At 44.6% G+C, this 17,802-nt stretch carries 19 protein-coding genes; 1 reads left to right on the forward strand and 18 read right to left on the reverse strand.

The window, feature by feature from the left end; genetic code table 11:
- The 3 genes from AC1DSE_RS14450 to AC1DSE_RS14460 all read right to left on the reverse strand — a co-directional run.
- Positions 1-608, reverse strand: a 608-nt coding sequence (locus AC1DSE_RS14450; RefSeq protein ID WP_477527815.1) for a hemolysin family protein, incomplete at its 3' end; no start/stop codon positions are given.
- Positions 609-638: 30 nt separating this feature from the next.
- Entirely contained in the window at positions 639-998 is a 360-nt protein-coding gene (locus tag AC1DSE_RS14455) for a Lin0512 family protein (protein ID WP_076269289.1), read from the reverse strand.
- A 47-nt stretch (positions 999-1,045) separates the two neighbouring features.
- On the reverse strand, positions 1,046-2,194 hold the full coding sequence (locus AC1DSE_RS14460) for a DUF3900 domain-containing protein (protein ID WP_477512739.1): 1,149 nt from the start codon (positions 2,192-2,194) through the stop codon (positions 1,046-1,048).
- A 250-nt stretch (positions 2,195-2,444) separates the two neighbouring features.
- On the opposite strand from AC1DSE_RS14460, the gene AC1DSE_RS14465 reads away from it, so the two are divergent.
- Positions 2,445-3,371 carry a methyl-accepting chemotaxis protein gene (locus AC1DSE_RS14465; protein WP_477512738.1) on the forward strand — a complete coding sequence of 309 codons (927 nt, stop codon included), beginning with the start codon at positions 2,445-2,447 and terminating at the stop codon, positions 3,369-3,371.
- 129 nt (positions 3,372-3,500) lie between these two features.
- Here AC1DSE_RS14465 and AC1DSE_RS14470 read toward each other — a convergent pair whose 3' ends face one another.
- The 15 genes from AC1DSE_RS14470 to AC1DSE_RS14540 form a co-directional block, all read right to left on the reverse strand.
- Positions 3,501-3,995, reverse strand: a complete 495-nt coding sequence (locus AC1DSE_RS14470; RefSeq protein ID WP_477527816.1) for a shikimate kinase — start codon at positions 3,993-3,995, stop codon at positions 3,501-3,503.
- A 118-nt stretch (positions 3,996-4,113) separates the two neighbouring features.
- Positions 4,114-4,596, reverse strand: coding sequence for a YhfM domain-containing protein (locus AC1DSE_RS14475; RefSeq protein WP_477512736.1), 483 nt, complete (start codon positions 4,594-4,596; stop codon positions 4,114-4,116).
- A 149-nt stretch (positions 4,597-4,745) separates the two neighbouring features.
- On the reverse strand, positions 4,746-5,288 hold the full coding sequence (locus AC1DSE_RS14480; RefSeq protein ID WP_477512735.1) for a hypothetical protein: 543 nt from the start codon (positions 5,286-5,288) through the stop codon (positions 4,746-4,748).
- Between the two features lie 145 nt (positions 5,289-5,433).
- A complete protein-coding gene (locus AC1DSE_RS14485) occupies positions 5,434-5,808 on the reverse strand; it encodes a VOC family protein (protein WP_477512734.1) in 375 nt (124 codons plus the stop codon).
- A gap of 184 nt (positions 5,809-5,992) precedes the next feature.
- Entirely contained in the window at positions 5,993-7,087 is a 1,095-nt protein-coding gene (locus AC1DSE_RS14490) for a nitric oxide synthase oxygenase (protein WP_477512733.1), read from the reverse strand.
- Positions 7,087-7,932: an EcsC family protein gene (locus tag AC1DSE_RS14495; protein ID WP_477512732.1), complete on the reverse strand. Its 846-nt coding sequence runs from the start codon at positions 7,930-7,932 to the stop codon at positions 7,087-7,089. Before AC1DSE_RS14495 ends, AC1DSE_RS14490 begins: the two co-directional genes overlap by 1 nt.
- A 65-nt stretch (positions 7,933-7,997) precedes the next feature.
- Positions 7,998-8,660 carry a molybdate ABC transporter permease subunit gene (modB, locus tag AC1DSE_RS14500; RefSeq protein ID WP_477512731.1) on the reverse strand — a complete coding sequence of 221 codons (663 nt, stop codon included), beginning with the start codon at positions 8,658-8,660 and terminating at the stop codon, positions 7,998-8,000.
- 50 nt (positions 8,661-8,710) lie between these two features.
- Positions 8,711-10,792, reverse strand: coding sequence for a HelD family protein (locus AC1DSE_RS14505; protein ID WP_477527817.1), 2,082 nt, complete (start codon positions 10,790-10,792; stop codon positions 8,711-8,713).
- Between the two features lie 80 nt (positions 10,793-10,872).
- Entirely contained in the window at positions 10,873-11,163 is a 291-nt protein-coding gene (locus AC1DSE_RS14510; RefSeq protein WP_477512729.1) for a DUF1294 domain-containing protein, read from the reverse strand.
- 66 nt (positions 11,164-11,229) lie between these two features.
- On the reverse strand, positions 11,230-13,770 hold the full coding sequence (hrpB, locus tag AC1DSE_RS14515) for an ATP-dependent helicase HrpB (RefSeq protein WP_477512728.1): 2,541 nt from the start codon (positions 13,768-13,770) through the stop codon (positions 11,230-11,232).
- A gap of 27 nt (positions 13,771-13,797) precedes the next feature.
- Positions 13,798-14,622, reverse strand: a complete 825-nt coding sequence (locus AC1DSE_RS14520; protein WP_477512727.1) for a hypothetical protein — start codon at positions 14,620-14,622, stop codon at positions 13,798-13,800.
- A gap of 22 nt (positions 14,623-14,644) precedes the next feature.
- Positions 14,645-15,595 (reverse strand): magnesium/cobalt transporter CorA, encoded by a 951-nt coding sequence (gene corA / locus AC1DSE_RS14525; protein WP_477512726.1) that lies wholly within the window; start codon positions 15,593-15,595, stop codon positions 14,645-14,647.
- 399 nt (positions 15,596-15,994) lie between these two features.
- A complete protein-coding gene (locus AC1DSE_RS14530) occupies positions 15,995-16,438 on the reverse strand; it encodes an N-acetyltransferase family protein (RefSeq protein ID WP_477512725.1) in 444 nt (147 codons plus the stop codon).
- A 44-nt stretch (positions 16,439-16,482) separates the two neighbouring features.
- Positions 16,483-17,196, reverse strand: coding sequence for an adenosylcobinamide amidohydrolase (locus tag AC1DSE_RS14535; protein WP_477512724.1), 714 nt, complete (start codon positions 17,194-17,196; stop codon positions 16,483-16,485).
- 86 nt (positions 17,197-17,282) lie between these two features.
- Positions 17,283-17,802 (reverse strand): aminotransferase class I/II-fold pyridoxal phosphate-dependent enzyme (locus AC1DSE_RS14540; RefSeq protein ID WP_477527818.1); only part of this gene is annotated, 520 nt, incomplete at its 5' end.

The following is a 17,802-nucleotide window of genomic DNA, read 5'->3' on the forward strand; positions in this document are numbered from 1 at the left end:
ACATAGCCATACTCACTTTTATTAATTTTTCCGCTCTCATAGCTTTCCGACAAAATGATGCGGATTTCCTCTTCGGAATGAGCCTCATGCTCATTCGCTGGCTTTAAGCCCAGCAATCTTACCAAGGAGTTCGCAGATCCGTTGAGAAGCCAAATAAACGGATACATCACCTTATAAAAAACGATGATAATCGGAGCTGTAAACTGACTGACTTCTTCCGATTTAATGATAGCTAACGTTTTGGGAGCAAGTTCTCCTAGCACGACATGCAAGTACGTTACAATGATGAAGGAAATGACAAACGAAAGCACCGAGCTCAGCTCGCCCTCGACATGTATCCGATCAAATAACGGGTGCAATATAAGCTCAATCGTTGGTTCTCCCAACCATCCGAGACCAAGCGCCGTAATCGTAATGCCGAGCTGGCAGGCAGATAAATAACCGTCAAGCTTGCTCGTTACCTGCTCAACCGCTCTAGCATTTTTCATGCCCTCTGCTACCATCTGATTGACGCGGCTTGATCGCATACGAATAATTGCAAATTCAGTCGCGACAAAAAAAGCTGTAAATACGAGCAATAATACGAATAGTGCAAGCTTTAAAACCATCGTCTTCTCCCTTTTGCAATGGAGATGCTACTAGTAGCCCACCTCAACCGATGCATTAACGATGTAAATCAAATCGTTTTTATCATCTTTGTCCGGCAGTACTACACCGCTAGTCGTCAGCATGCCGCCGTGTATGACTTCTACAGTCACTTGTCCATACGGCAGCACTGCTTTCACCTGCTCAACGTCAAGAAGCTCATGATCACAAGGAAGTGCAAGCCTTACCCGCACCTTCATGTTATCAAGCGTTCCTCCTGGCAGTACGGATCGCAGTCCGGGCATCGAGTTATGATGAATCGCGTTTTGTACCGCGCGCACCGATGCCTTTGTAATATTTTGACCGTGTAGATCGCATCCCATGCCTATTTCTATAAAAAATAAGTTGTCCACTTAAATATCCTCTCCTTCAAAGTGAAATTTCATACGTACTAGATGACTTACCATGGAACATCATCGTTATTGCCTGAGCCTTCTCCAGCAGGGGTGTAGCTATATCCGGAATCCGCATCCTCAGCAGGCTTCTTGCTTCCGATACGCGGCATAACATCAACCAGATCAAGCGGCTGGACGAGCTCAACCGGCGACATGCCTTTATCGAATTGGAAGGAATCCCCTTCAATTACGACGACGTAACGTCCGTTATGCTTGGCAAAATGGATGCTGTCGCCAAAGTCAGCAAGCAGTCCTTTTACTGTAACGTCGCCTAGTTTAAATGTAAAAGGTAAATCCGGCTTCTGCTCTACTAATGCCGCTGCTGCAACTCCTACCTGCTCCGGCGTCCACCACTCCTGAAGGTCGCGCTTCTCACTTGCCGCCCACACCTCAACCGCATTTTCTTCCTCGCGGCGCTCCGAGCTTTCATCCTCTTGCCACTTATCCGCAATATATTGATGAACCATCTCCACCACTTGCTCACCCATGACCTCAGGCAAAGGCTTCTCATAAGAAACATATTTTAAGAAATCTTCAAAATATCGAGCGTGCGACGCCTGATGAATTTTTAGCTCCCAATGCTCTAGCATGCCCTCCTCTGGCATATGCGGATACTGAATCGATTTGATGCTGCGAGCAGATATCGCCATCTCCACCTGGGAGATTAGGCTTTTTTCATCCGAAATACGAGCAATCTTAGGCTCAAAATCACATTTCAGCAAAAATAAAAACGGCTCATCGAAATACGTATTAAGCTTGGATAACGCAATAATAAATGCGCCTCCTCTTACTGCACTCGTATCCATGTAGATTCGAACGAGCTCGTCGGCAATGCCGATAAAGCGCTCCTTGGAATCCGCGTCACGCAGCCGCTGAAATAAATTGTAGTTCTGATTGCTGCCGAGTTCATAACCGGGCTCAACCATAAATCGTCCAATCTTCGTTGGCGCGCCTGCTGAGTTAGGATTGCGCTCTACTTTTCTTTTGACGATCCGTTTAAATTCATCATCCAAAAACCTTTGAATTTCACTATCTTCATATGTGTCCTCTTCTAAAGTCTGATAATGTTTAAACCGTTTTCCTGATGATGTGGCACTCTCTTCACCATCGGTATGAATAACGAAAAAGGATAAATATTGCATATTAAAATCCACGTTTATAATTCCTCCAAACAAGCTGATGTCATCTACTTAGAATAGCATATCTCGCCTCTTCGCGACATCAGATGAGAGAACCAATCACATTAATCTCTCAACTGAATCTGATAGAATTTCAAACATGTTCCAAGTGTATTTCAAACCCTTGATAATAATATCTTGCACAACATGTACAATGTTTGTAGAATGTTGTGAAGGCTATTTTTGCTTACTATAAGCATTCGAACGAATGAAGGAGAATCTCGACATGACAGAACGTAACACCATGCTACATATGACTACCCAGGTATTGGACAAGCGAGCTGTTCTTACAGCTATTGAGCAGTCGCTCGCCATGATCGAATTCGATGTTCAAGGGAAGGTTTTATGGGCAAACGAAAATTTTGCGCAAGCTATGGGATATCACTCCTCAGAAATGCCAGGCATGCTGCATAAGCAATTTTGTTCGCAACAATTTGTGAATAGCACTGCGTATGCCAAACTCTGGGAAGACTTGCGCAATGGACTACCCTTTCAGAATAAAATTTTGCGGATTACAAAAACCGGAAATGCAATCTGGCTGGAGGCCACTTACATGCCGGTCAGGGACGAAGAAGGCAGAGTCATTGCGATTTTAAAAATGGCAACCGATATTAATGCCCGCGAGCAGGCTACTTCTCAGATGACAGAGAATTTGCTGAAAATGTCCGAGGAGCTGCTCGGCCGTGCCCAAGAAGGGATATCACACAGCCAAGAAGTGGAAGCGGCAATTGAAAGAGTGGCTGTAGGTGCAAGCGATAATATGACTGTTCTCCACCTTCTGGAACAACAAACAAGCTTCATTCGTAAAATCGTTCGTACCATCCGCGATATTGCTTCGCAAACGAATATTTTATCTTTAAATGCGGCAATCGAAGCTGCACATGCCGGTGAGCATGGCCGGGGCTTCAATGTGGTCGCGATAGAGGTGCGCAAGCTGGCTGGTCAAGTCCAGGAAGCAACCAAAGAAGTAAATGGGTATGTAGAAGATATCGTAAACCATGTTCATGAGGTCGTAAACGGCACCAAACTCTCACAAGAGGTCGTTGCGGAAAGTCAGCTGCGCATTCAACGGGCTGTCGATGAATTCATCAGCATCGGAGAAGCGGCGCGACAGCTGGATATGCAGGCRAAAGAGCTTAAAAATACGATATAGCAATCATCTTCAGCATGGCCCGAAATGAGATGAATATGATTCTCCCGTACGGCCTCAAGCTGTTTCTACTCCCCTTACACGATTAATTATGTAATAAATGTTATACATTAGGTGCGCTTTTTCGCTCCTTTATTCCTGCATGCTCTCTATAATTTCACTAACACAACGTTCGATATCCTTATTTGAGCAATCAAAAGTTATATCACTATAATTCATGTATAGCGGCAATCTTTCCTCATAAACGTCCTTCAGGCTATTTCCTTTCTTCATTACAATCCCTCTGGTTGTTATGTTTATGAGTCGCTTTTGAATTTCTTCATATGGGACATGTAAATACACAATCTGCCCAACCTGTTTCAGGGCATTCATAGCTTTATTTGAATAGATAACACTTCCACCTGTAGAAATCACACAATTATTCAGTTCCAGTTCAGAAACGATTTTCTCTTCGATTTCCATAAATTTKTCGATACCCTCATGATCAATTATTTCTTGCAGCAACCTACCTTCTAGTTGTTGAATAATAAGATCTGTATCGATGAAATCCATTCCTAAAGCTTTTGCAAGCAATACACCTAAAGTGCTTTTACCCGCTCCTGACATACCGATTAGTACGATATTCATATTTTTCCGCACCTTTGTAATGCCTCCATCTTCCCTTTAAAATAACCTCAAAGTAGCACGGGAAGGCTGTCATCCTACCGGCTGCCTCGTTCAGTTAATTGTTCAGATCATTGTTTACCTAATCCTTTACAGAGTTTGTCAGCCGCTTGTTGATTAACTCATCAATTTGATTGATTGCTTCTTCACTTAAGAAATATGACTTTTGTACTTCAAGATCTGTAATCATTTTTAGAGGTTTGCTATTCCAGTATCGAAAACGTTGCTCTGAGGATGAATATTTTACGACAATGTCGTAGTTCGGTCCGATAGCAACAACCTCCCCTGTAGCTCTAACCGCATCTTTTATTGCTTCTGAAAATGCTTGAAATTCATTTTTCTCGGTAAGAGTCGCTAATGGTTTAGGCATTGGCTCTAAATCTATGCCATCAGGTTCTATGATAACAATTTCCTTTATTTCATTCACTGGCAATTGTGCAAATGGCAAATTTTCTTCAACTACAGTATTTACGGAAGTTCGGTTTGATGCTGCGGGATCAGACTTTGTGGAACAACCAGATATACAAACCGTAATAAACAATACCAAGCAGACAAACTTTTGCACAAGAACCCCTGCCTCTCTAACATTCAAATTAAAAGTACACACATCTACTTCGACGTATGTTAATAATTTTATGTTGCGTAATTTTTGAGGATCTCCTGCTAAGATTCGTTCGAATTAATTACCCATATGCACAAAAAAATGGTTGCCAATCACTCAAAATGAAATACATTTTTGTTGTCTACATTAAATCCATTCAATATGAAACCAGGATAAACCTCGCTATAACGATCTTGCAAAGCAAACCATAGCTTAGTCCCATTTTGTAGCTCCACTATTTCTGCATCTTTATCAATATGTTTGTTTGTACCTTTATCTTCGATATGAAGTCTGGCAATCGACTGTTCATTTATAATGCCATAATAAAGCTGGTACTGCTTATCTTCTTTTTTTGCATTGTTATCAAGGTTAACCCATCCCCAGTCAACATCCCTCTCCGAAGAAAACGGCACCGTACCGCCGCCGAAGCCCCATTTATACCTATTTCCCTCATTATAAACAATACCAGCATCTATGCCTCCGCTTGGATTTTCATAAAATAAAATGACTCCTTTTTCCACTTCATATTGATGATAAATTTGTTTGGATTGTATTCCAGCGTGTTTCATAGCTTCATCTATCGATTTGTAGCCGAGTTTAAGGCAACTTGAAAGGATAAGAAATATCGCCAAAAGAAGCAGCATTTTGAATCTCATCACATACCCCCTTTTCTTGGTTTACCTAAAATAAAATGTGCAAGACACCCCAATGCCTGCTCATCCTTATGTATGATTCTTATATCGTTTAACGTCAGCTAATAAAAGTCTCTCAGTTGATTACAGTTTACTAAAATTAACATTCCTAGATAGTATGTGCGACCAACATATTGCCATCGGGATCAAAAAATTTCAAAAATCTTCTTCCTTCCTCGCCTGGCGGTGCTTTTGGGTCACCATGTACCTCGACGCCAGCTTCAGATAGCTTTCTGCAAAGCTCATCCATATCCTCTACCTGAAAACCAATGCTCGGAAACGGTTCGCCGTTAACTGTAAACGTTGATGATTCCTTATCTGAAGACTGCCATAAAAAGATATGTGTTTTATCTCCCTTAAAGCCTATAATAGCAAATTCACCGAAATTAGCATGTAACGTACAATCGAGATTGGTAATATACCATAAAGCTGCATCCTCCAAGTTTTTCACTGGAATCTGTACATGGCTAATAAATTTTCCCATAAAGAGCCTCCTTATTTTTTTAGTCTCCTATTAAAACAATCAGGCATTCATAATTTTCTCTGCAAAAGCAAGTTCATCTCAAAATTCGACTTCACATGCTTAAAATAAAAAAATAGAGGAGATTAGCCCAATTCATGAACTAACATTCCTCTATTTATCTTACTACATTTCATACATTATTTCCTTAATATGGAGCAGCTTGCGCTCGATAAGCAGGCGTTCGTTCCGCATCATCAAAGCTGCGATGCCATATGCCCGTTGTAGCGGGTGACATTGGCGGTATAAGCCATGACCAACGACCGGTCACAGCTCTACCCTGCTCCTGCTCTTGCTTCTCAAAACGTAGAAACTGCTCCGATGCTGTATGATGGTCAACAATGCTGACGCCCTGCTTTTTGAATGAATGCAGTACAGCTACATTAAGCTCCGTTAAAGCACGGTCCTTCCATAACGAAGTATTCGTTGACATATCAAATTGAAAAAGCTTTGAAACATTCGGCAGCTGATTATAGCGACTCGTGTCCGACAGGTTTCTCGCTCCGATTTCTGTACCCATGTACCATCCATTAAAAGGAGCAGCCTTATACAAAATCCCACCTATTTCAAGCTCCATATCGGATATAAAAGGAACGGCGTACCACTGCAATGCAAGCTGCTCGAACTCCTGATTTTCAGGATGCGTCAACGCAACCTCTAGCACGTTTTCTTTAGGCAGCTCATACCATTTAGGCGATTTCCCTAATAGCGAAATAACTAGCGGAAGCACGTCAAATCGAGTACCTTCCCCCTTCCAGCCCAGCTTCTCACAAACAGCTGTAAAGGCTGCGGAGGCAGGATCGCCAATAAAAGCTTCCCCTTCGCTGTAACCTGCATAACGTACGAGCTGATGATTCCAAATTCTTACGTTATTTTGGGAGTGGCTGGCCGGAAAAATCGTAATAGCAGGCCTAATCCTACCTCCATTTGTTGCATAGCTCATATGTTGGAAGATTCGTTTTGCGGCGTCTTGCTCATCCACTATATCGCGTGCATCGAATACTTCCAGCGTCTGCCAAAACAATCGACCGATACAGCGGTTATTATTCCGCCACGCCATCTTTGCACCATGCCTTAGCTCTTCATACGTATGTGTATAATAACCAGTATCCTCTAATTGCTTCAGCACTTCATCAATTCGCCGCTTCGCTTCTTCTTCGGTTTTTCCAAGCTCATAATACGCTTCACCTAGGAAAGCAATCGCTTGCTCGGCTATGGTCTTTCTCATGCTGCTCGTCGTCATTATGCTTTCGCCTCATTTTCCCCCAGCTTTATCAATACTCTGCGTTTTCGATACAGCATGGTGGCTGCTTCTGCAACATCATTCAGCATGCCCCGATTGATGAACGCTCCGAATAACATGCCTGCCACAGGTATCATTTGAAATAGCTTCTTCCAGCCAAAATTGTCCCGATAAACAGCAACCACTTCACTCCAGCCCTGCAGCTGCGACAGCATTTGATTGCTTCGGTTCATTTCCTCATAAGCACTGAGCTCATCAAGTATCGCTTTTTTCCCTACAATATCTGAAGAAGCAAATTGCATTACTTTAACTGCAAATACACGTTCTTCCTTGCTTTTTGGATCAAATCCATAGCAAATCGCAATTTCTTGAATGATCTTCAGCGATAAGCCGAGTATTGCTGGAATATCGATCGCTAATGTAAAAATGCCGCCAATTCCTGTCGTTGCCCCTTGAAGCGTGGCCATTTTCGAACGACTGGATGCCAATTGCTCAGCAGTTAAGTTTAAAATAGACAACGGCATATTAGCCACATCGTTAATGGTCGTCTCTTCATGATCGGCTCCAAGAAGCACATCGTTCTGAGCCGCATTATGATGCAGTTTATCAATAACCGAACGCTCCGAAATCAAATATTTCCCGCCATTTTGAATATAGCTTCCGATCTCATCCACTGCAAGTCCAAGTTTTTCCTGTATAAACTTTGGAGTAATTTTGTCGAGCAGCATAAATGGCAAACGCCCAAGCTTTTCCCAAAACCATAAATCCTTCTGTTCTTTTTCCCATTTCTCTATTTCAAGCAAAGCAGATTTCAAATGTTCTGGTGAATCCATGACAGTAGGCATCTTCGGGCACGCTCCTTCTCCGCAAGTAATACGCAGAAAAACTGGATTCGGATTCGTCCTTCACATTATTGTTCCAATTTGCGCCCTGTAAACAGCAGCATGACAAAAGAGAACGAAATAATAGCTATCGTCCAAGCCCAAGCCATTCCCATTTCACCCGTCTCAACAGCGATGTAAATAGCAGTAGGTACTGTCTGCGTTCGACCTGGTATATTTCCTGCAATCATCAAGGTTGCGCCAAACTCGCCAAGGCCTCTAGCAAATCCTAGCAAGTATGCCGTAGTAAGTGATCGTTTAGCAAGCGGCAGCGTGATATATCTCAGCACCTGCAGCTCACTGGCTCCTGCTGAACGTGCAGAATCCTCAAGATGGCGATCGACGGAAAGAAAACCAACCTTCATCGTCTGATAAACGAGCGGAAACGCAACAATGACCGCCGCGATAACCGCGGCGATCCATGAGAAAACGATAGGTTGAGCAAATAACCACTCGTATGCTTTACCGATCCAGCTCCCTCGTCCAAGCGTTATGAGAAGAATGAACCCAACGACGGTTGGGGGCAGGACCAGCGGAAGCATGAAGAAGGTTTCTATGATACTTTTGCCTTTAAAAGAATGCCGTGACATGAAGCGTGCTACGAGAATTCCAATAATGGCAACGATAATGCTAGCAATAATAGATACTCTCAAAGAGAGCCATACTGGCGGCAGCCATTCGTCCCAGTTCATAAATAAGTAGCCTCCGGATAGACGTTATGTTGCTGCCTATTATATCGAAATTAAGCTTCGTCGCCCAGCAGTAATGTGAGTTTTCCGCGATAAAACAGCTTAAGCTTATGCAAGGCGCGCGTGCATCCGACGTACAATAGCTTCGCATCAAGCTCAGAATAAGCTTCCTTGCTCGCATCTGCTACAAGCACGGCATCGAATTCCAAACCTTTAGACAAGTAGACAGGTACTACAGACAGGCCGCCGCCATATGCAGGCTGCTTGCTCTGCACTAACGAAGCGTCCAAACCTTGCTTAATCAAGAAGTTATAAACTTCTTCGCATTCAATCGCTGTACGGCCAATGACAGAAATCGTCTCATATTCTGCCTTCGATTTCCATTCACGGATAGTACCTTCAATGGAAGCTAACCAATTATCGTTTTCAACTGGCACTGCAAGAACGGCATCTCCGCTTCGGAAAACAGGCACCGCAGGTTTGACTTCACCGATCATGCTTCCTAAAATTTTGTTGGCAAATTCGATAATTTCCATTGTCGAACGATAGCTTCGATTGAGCTCATAAAAGTCAATTTGCTCTTCATTAAACAAAGCGGTAAGCTCTGTCCAGCTTTGTACGCCTGCGTAGGCATGAATACCTTGCTGCAAATCGCCTAGCACGGTCATCGATGCTGTTCTTTGACACAGCCGCAGTACTTCCAGCTGAAATGGAGAATAATCCTGCGCTTCATCTATAACGATATGATCGAAAAACTGCTTCGGCAATCCAAATAGCTGAAGCTGGATATAGGCGAGCGGTGCCAAATCCTCCGCAGCAGCCATTTCTTTCTTTAATCGTTCGGCAGTTGCAGCTGCGATAACCTTAGGAATACGGCTCTCAAGCTGTTTTCCGCTGAATAACGAGGCATATAGCTGTAAAGAGGTATAGGCCGGAATTTTTTTGGTGTAGCTATTAAACTTAGTGAGCGCCTTCGCTCTTATTTTTTTATCAACAATCCGCTTCATCTTCAGCTCGGACTCCATCCAGCGACGAATCCGACTAACCAGTCGATCTCGTTTCTTCATGAGCGTCTCTTCGCCATAATCGGTATCATACCACTCGCGGATTTGCTCTGGCGGCAACTCAAGCCCGTCAATTGGCATAAAAGATGTCGTTGGCACAATTCGTTGCTCAAAGTTAGCGATCCGCTCATCAATAATTGCTTTAAAATCGAGATTCCCTTTAAAACGTCCGGATGCATTCTCCACTTCTGAAGCGGTTCTGCGTTCTTCGAACCAATAAGCCATCGTATCGGAAGGATCGCTGACGGTTACTGTTTTCTCCAGCAGCTCAAGAGACCAGTCACTGAATGTCGTTTGCTGAATATCACCCACGCCTAGCTCTGGCAATACACCGGATATGTAGTCTAGGAACATTCGGTTAGGTGCAAAGATGATCATACGCTCCGCTCGCATCCGATCGGCGTACTGATAAAGCAAGTAAGCAAGTCTATGCAGCGCAACGGTCGTTTTACCGCTTCCCGCGACGCCCTGTATAAACAACGCTTTGTTACGATCCGCACGAATAATACGGTCTTGCTCGCCTTGAATCGTAGAAACGATATCACGCAGCTTATTATCCTTGTTCTCACCTAAGCGATACAAAAGGAATTCATCCGTTACCGAGCCTTCTTCTTGGCCGCGTACAAAACTATCAACCAGACGAATGATTTCTCCCTGGCGGATCATGAAATTTCGCTTTAAATGGACATATCCTTCAATTTCTCCGTCAGGCGACTGATAAGAAGCTGGCGCTTCTCCGCCTGTGAAGGAATAAAACAAGCTTGCTGCTGGCGCACGCCAATCGATGACAAGCAGCTCATTGCTGCCTTGCTTTGCCACGCCGGCTTTGCCAATATATAAGGGTTTTGTTTCACCCACTGGCAACTCTTGAAAATCAATGCGGCCGAAATAAGGCTCACGCTTCGATATTTCAAGTCTAAGTCTACGTTCCTCTTGCTGTAAATCGAGCATTTGCTCTGTGAAATCATCGCCTTTGTAGCGTGGACCAATTTCTTGAAGCTGATTTACAATATCATTCAGCGACTCGGTTAATCGATCCTGCTCTTCTTGATAGGCACTTTGAACGGTCATGTCAGTTACCTCCTAAGTTTGTGGTGTGCAAGAAAAAAAAGAGAAGCCCCAATATACCATAGGAAGGCTTCTCAAAGCAATCAAGAGTTTACAGTCATTCCAATAAGCTTGGCAGCTCCTAGAATGAGCAATATATTTAAGACAAACAGAAAAGGAATTCCTACAGTAAACGAGCGATGTTTTGTTTTATGACGCCATTTTTTCATCGCAAGCCATGTTCCGCCTGCACCGCCAATGGCACTCAGCAAAAACAATCGTTTTTCGGGAACACGCCTGCGCTGCTTCTTAGCGCTTTTCTTATCAAAGCCCATAAGCGCAAACGTGTAAATATTTAAAAACAGCAAATATAGTATGACTAAATAAATGATCATTGCTTTGGCACACATCCTCTCAGTATAGGGATATTTCTCGTGCTTTGGCAGAAACAGCTGAGTCCCTTATGTGTTTCTCGGCTTCGCTCGATTCGTCGGCATCGCTGTGTAAGGATCATCCGGCCAATAATGCTTTGGATAACGTCCTTTTAAATCCTTCTTTACTTCGAAATACGTATTCTCCCAAAAGCTGCGCAAATCACGAGTCACTTGAACCGGTCGCTGCGAAGGGGATAAAAGATGCAGTGTAACCGGCAACCTGCCCCTTGCTAGTCGTGGTGTATCCGTTAGACCGAATAGCTCCTGTAGCCTTACAGCGAGCACAGGGGACTCCGGATCACTGTAGTCTATCGGTATGCGAGAACCGCTAGGCACAACGATATGGGTAGGAACCTGCTCATCAAGCTCCTGTTTTTGCTTCCAGCTAAGCTTGCCTTCAAGCAGCTGAAGCATGGAGAGCTTCTGTAAATCAGCACGGCTCTTCATCCCAAATAGATGCGGCTTCAGCCACTCTTCGAGCGTGCCGAGCAGCGCTTCATCGGAAGCATCGGGCCAATCATCGCCAGCCAGCGCCATCAGCTTCATTCTTGCTTTCAACTGCTGCGCTTGCTTGCTCATTGGCAGCATTACAAATCCAGTTTCCTGAATCGCAGAAATCAAAGCATCCGCAACAAGTTGTTCATCCGGTTTCTGAAGAATGCTTTCTTTCATCACAATACTGCCAAGTCGCAATCGTTTCCTTGCACGAACAGCTTGTGCAGAAGCATCCCACTCTACGACCTCTTCAGCTATTATATAGCCACTTAGATAATGCTCGATATCGCTTAGATGAAGTTCAGCCGCTAACCGAATCCGGCTTTCGGAGCCTGTATCATCGAGCTCGCAAGCAGCAAGATAAGCTGAACGCGATAGCGGCTGAAGTTCAGGCAGTACAGCTCCTCTGCCGTTAGCTAATAAATATCGGCCATCGCTGCGCCTTTGAGCGATTCGGTCCGGATACGCAAATGCCAGTAAAATGCCAATTGGAATAGGCGACTTGTGCTGAGCTGTTTTTTCAAAAGCTGTCTCGGCAGCGGTTTGCGCTGACAATTTCCGCTCCCATTGATCCGCTTGCGCGATAATTCGGCGTACTGCGCCTCTGCTGGGATGCTCGGAGCTGCCGCCCATCAGCAGTTTGCCATCTTTTCCGGACAGCTGATATAACAAATCCAACCGTTGCTGCACATCTACATTGCGCTCCTGTGGAAGTAAATCACGTTCGCTTAGCAAAGCTGCTGCATCACATGCGAGTCGTGCAGAACCTAGCTCTGAAGCCTGCAAAATCATGGCACCGAGCCGCGGATGCAAACCAAACTGTGCCATTTTCACTCCCGCGGCTGTTGGTTTACTGTCACCGTCTATTGCGTTTAGCTCTTTCAGCAAAGCAACCGCTTGCTCATAAGCAGCTGCAGGCGGCGGCGTCAACCAATTAAGCTCCAGCGGATCTTTTATTCCCCAAATGGCTAGCTCAAGGGCTAGGGTAGCAAGATCTGCCTCAAGCAGCTCGGGTGTACTCTGTTTCGGTAAATAAACATGCTCTTGCTCTGTCCATAACCGATAACAAGCACCTTTAGCCAACCGTCCAGCTCTCCCTCGGCGCTGATCCGCGGAAGCGATCGAAACCGGCAATGTTTCCAGCCGAGTCATGCCTGTTCTTGGAGAAAACCGGGGAACTCGCATTAAGCCGCTGTCTACCACAACCTTAACTCCTTCAACGGTCAGACTTGATTCTGCAATGGAAGTCGCAAGCACAACCTTGCGTTCGCCATCAGTACATGGAGCAACAGCCGCATCTTGTTTCTCGAGCGGCAAGCTGCCATGCAGTTCCTCTACTCGAGCAAATGAAGATACGCCGCTCTCCATTAACCATCTGGCCGTGCGGCGTATCTCAGCAACACCTGGCAAAAACGCTAATACATCTCCATCAAACGAACGGAGCGCTTCCATAATCGTTCGTGCCATGTGGGGCTCTATAGGTCCCGTAAGCTTTGTTTTCATGTACTGTGTCTCAACAGGGAAAACCCGGCCTTCACTGCTAATAATTGGTGCACCCTCAAGCAGCTCGGCAATCGGCTCTGCATCCAGCGTTGCTGACATAATAACGAGGCGTAAATCATCTCTCAGCAATTGCTGTGATTGCAAGCAAAGCGTTAAGCCAAGATCGCCATGCAAGTGACGTTCATGGTATTCATCAAACAAGATCGCCCCAACCTGCTCAAGTGCGGGGTCCTCCTGCAGCATACGCGTTAATATACCTTCCGTCACCACTTCAATACGTGTTTGCGAACTTACGCGAGAATCTAATCTCACCCGGTAACCAACCGTTTCACCAGCCTGCTCGCCAAGCGATTTTGCCATAAACTGTGCGGCTGAACGTGCGGCGAGTCTTCGCGGCTCAAGCATTATTATTTTTTTGCTTCCCAGCCATGGCTGATCAAGCAGCGCAAGCGGAACTCGTGTCGTCTTTCCGGCTCCCGGCTCTGCGATCAGCACCGCATTCACACCGCTTTGCAGAGCCAATAGCAGTTCCGGCAATACCTGATCAATCGGCAATTGCTGTTGATTCATGCTGATTGCTCCTTATCTTATCTCAACTCATTTTACGATCCGGATCATTTGTACAACCGGTCTGTTATCTCCAGGCAACGATGCCTTGCTGCCAAAAAGCTGGGACGACCCGTCACCATCTAGAAATATGCCGTCAACCAGCTTTCCATCGCCAACGCTTGATATAATTGCTTCTCTAAATACAGCAAGCGAGTTTTTCGTTTCACTAACAATTAAATATAACGCCCCTGCTTGATCGTACACCGCTGCCGATCGCAAGCGATTGTCATCTGGGAACGGCGCATTTTCCTTAACCGACTGCTCAATCCAATGTGCATCATCGCCTAAGCTCATGCTAATACCGCCTTGTGCCCAGAAACGTGTGTGATCCTTCACTTTTATCTCGGACGCTTGGCTTGCAACCTGAACGCTTAATGAATCAGAAGCGCCATCCCAAACGAGTGTGCCACGCGTATATTTTACGTTTTCGCTTCCCGTTCCGAAATTGCCAATTTCCTTATTAACCGGAATGCTATTTACGACCCCGATGCTTAACAGCTGATTGCCATAAAAAAATCCGCCGTTAATGCCGACTTTCCCGGTAAGGGTAACATTTGTATTGATCGTTTCAAGCGTGACATAGGCGGGCTTTGTTTGCAGGACGTGCAGCTTTACCCCACTAGTTGAAGTCTTTGAAAAATAGGAGTAATGCAATGCTTGCTCAGACTTTGAGAGATTAACCGCATTGCGATTTCCGAGTGAAATAATCATTAAATAAAGCATCACGACGAGTACAAGCATAATGCCTGCCATAATGCCGACTATGGTGAACAGCCGCTTTTTGCTCATCCGAGCAGGTTCTTTCATTTCCATTGCTCTCCAAGCTCCTTAACATTCATTTAAACCAACCTTTGCTTCGGAACCAAGCATACATGCCAAGCCCGATGACGAGCATAATCGTTATGACAGTAAAATAACCCCACGTCCACTCCAGTTCAGGCATATTACGAAAGTTCATGCCATAAATACCAGCCAAAAAAGTGAGCGGCATGAAGATCGTCGTGATAACGGTAAGAGTTTTCATAATGGAGTTCATCCGATTGGAGTTAAAGGAAATGAAGCTGTCACGAAGATCTGCCGTCATCTCTCGACTTGAATCCATCATTTCAGTCAATTTGAGCAAATGATCATAAATATCATGATAAAAGGCCATATAAGGCTTCAGCCCGTCAATGCGATCGGAATTCGTTATACGATACAATAAATCACGCATGGGGACAATCGTTTTGCGCAAACGCAGCAGCCTAGAACGTATGTTGAATATATCGCTCATCGCCGTTTGACTTTGTTCGTCGCCGCTTCCGATTTCCATGTCAAGAAGCTGGTCTTCCAGCTCATGAACCGCAGGAAAATATTGATCAACCAGCTTGTCTATTACGAGATATGCCGCATATAGCTGGCCTTTGTCGCCGATCTTCGTGCTAGATAATAGCTTAGTTTGAGCTTCCTCAATCTCTGGTGATCGCTCATAATGAAACGTAACAATAAATGATGGACCGATGAACATATTGATTTCATTTACGGTCAACGTCTTACGCTCAATTTCGTGCAGCACAAAAAAATGAATATCGTCGTAATGATCTACTTTCGGCCGCTGAAGCAAATGGTAGCAATCCTCAATAGCGAGCGGATGAAAATGAAAAAAGGTATCGAGTAGTCTGCACTCCTCTTCCTTCGGGTTACTAAAGTCGACCCAATACCAGTCAAGCTCAGGCGAGTTTAGATCTTCTATCGTTAAATCAGTTAACCATTGCTTTTGTTTTGTATAACCTACTATTTTAATCAAAGGATGTTCCTCCGTTCTAAGCGGCACACGATCGATCTTATGACCGATTGTTCAACTTTATCATTTTACACGATTTCACAATCGCTGTAATGTAACTCCGCTATTTTATTCCGCTGCTTCTTTTATATTTATCAATGAGCATTCCCTCTAATTGGCGCCTTGCTTCCAGGTTTAAATCTAGATTGCGGATAAATGCTCAAACCATTCGTATTCTTTTTCCCATTTTCGCAGCTTTCTCTCGTACTTTGTCTGTTTGAGCTTCTCTCATTTCCCGTTTCCGTCCGCTATAAATAAATCGGCAATAAACTCAAAGACAATTTCAATTAGCATCCCCATTGTTATCTTGTCTCCCGGCATGGCGTAGTCGGTAGTCGGCAAAAGTAAAAGCAGTACGCTGTTTCATTGTTTAAGATGCATGTTCGTATAATAGGATTCAAAACCACAATTCGTCCAAAATTGCTGCCCTCGCGGATTGGAGGCCAACACATCAATCGTTACTTTGGCACCGCTAGGAAATGAGTCGCGGACTAATTGTTTTAATACTGCGCTTCCATAACCATGGCTCCGATGCAGTCGAGCGATGTAGTACTGTCTGAGATAAACATTTGACTCCTCTGGATAAAAATCATCTTCCCTGATTTGATATACCGCATAACCTAAAATAGCAGAAGCCTTCTCAAACAATGCAATCTCCCAGTCGCTTGACAACCATCCAAGAAATCTGTCTTCAAGCTGCACGAGAGTCATTGGATTACGGCTGCCTTCATCCTCGATAAGCTCTTTGTTCATTTGAGAGAGAAGCTTAAGATCATCGATCGTCGCTTTTCGTATCCAAAATTCCAATTCGCATACCTCCTTATAGAAATTATGGCGAAGGTCGTTAATCCTTAGTCATCATACTGCGTTCGTGTTGCTTCTAGTACAGTCTCATAGACCGCTTCTCCAATCGCGCACCCAATTGTCGTAGCTGCACCAGCATACGCATGAACCGCATTCCAGCTTGCTGCTTGACTAACCGCTACGACAATGGCATCCGTTGTCGTCCCCGTAGCTGATTGTCCTGTTTCCATCTCAACGATGCCTAAATGCTGTAATGCTGCTGTTTTTGCTTCAGTTGCTGTTATGACCGCATTCACCATAGCTGATTCAGTCATTTGACCATCGATTAAAATAACAATATTGATCGTTCCTGGAGAATAAGCAGAGAAGGTACTTCGCGGCATACCAGATCTTGCTGCATTTCGTGTGCCTACCGTCGTACAGCAGATAAGCTTAAACCGATCGCCTTCCATTTCAGTGATGGATGCATGTGTCAGCTTCGCTGCTGTTAATAATCCTACAGTAGCTTCTGGTTCGCAGCCCCATTCCGTACATTGATTAATGATGTCGAGAACAGGATCTTCACATTGATAAGTAAGCGGAACTTTCCAATTCACAATACGATTGGTATAAGAAAAGCCGCCCGGATGAATCGCGCTGCTTAGCGCATACAAAGGAACATTGCTGCTTGCTTCAATGCGGTCCTCAAGGAGCTGCAAGCTTACGCCGCACCACAGCTGTGATTGATAATAATGCTGATCTTTGCGAAAGGGCTGTGTCATTGCTTTCCCTCCTTTGGCTGTCACAGAAGCTTATGCATGAGTTTAATTTGGAATGGATAGGAACTTTGCAATTCGTTCAAATTTCCTTATCCGCCTTGGTTTTCATTCCATTTCAAGCATTGCTTAAAAGCAGCGATCAGCTGTTCATTTTGATGCCGAAGTTTAATAGCAACCCGGATATACGTATGATCAAGCCCTGCAAATCTCGAAGCATCGCGAATAAGCACCCCCTGCTTGCCCATCTCGAGCTGAAGCATGCTGGCACTGAGACCCGCATCGCTCGGAATCCGAATGAGCAAATAATTGGCCGCACTTGGGTTAACTTCAAAGCCGATCGCCTCAAGCTCAGACATGAGCCAAGGTCTTTCCTGCTCTAACCAAGCAAGTGTACGCTCTGCATAATCCTTCTCATCCAGCACCGTTTCCCCAATCAGCTGYGCTAAAGAATTAACGCTCCATGGTATTTGCAAACGTCGCAAGCCGCTTATCGTTCTAGGCATGCCAACGATATATCCAAGTCGAATGCCGGGTATCGCATAAAATTTTGTCATTGAGCGGATGACGAACAACCGTTCATGCTTAGTTGCTTCTTGAACAAGGCTATAC

The sequence above is a fragment of the Paenibacillus sp. 01L418 genome (assembly GCF_056400045.1).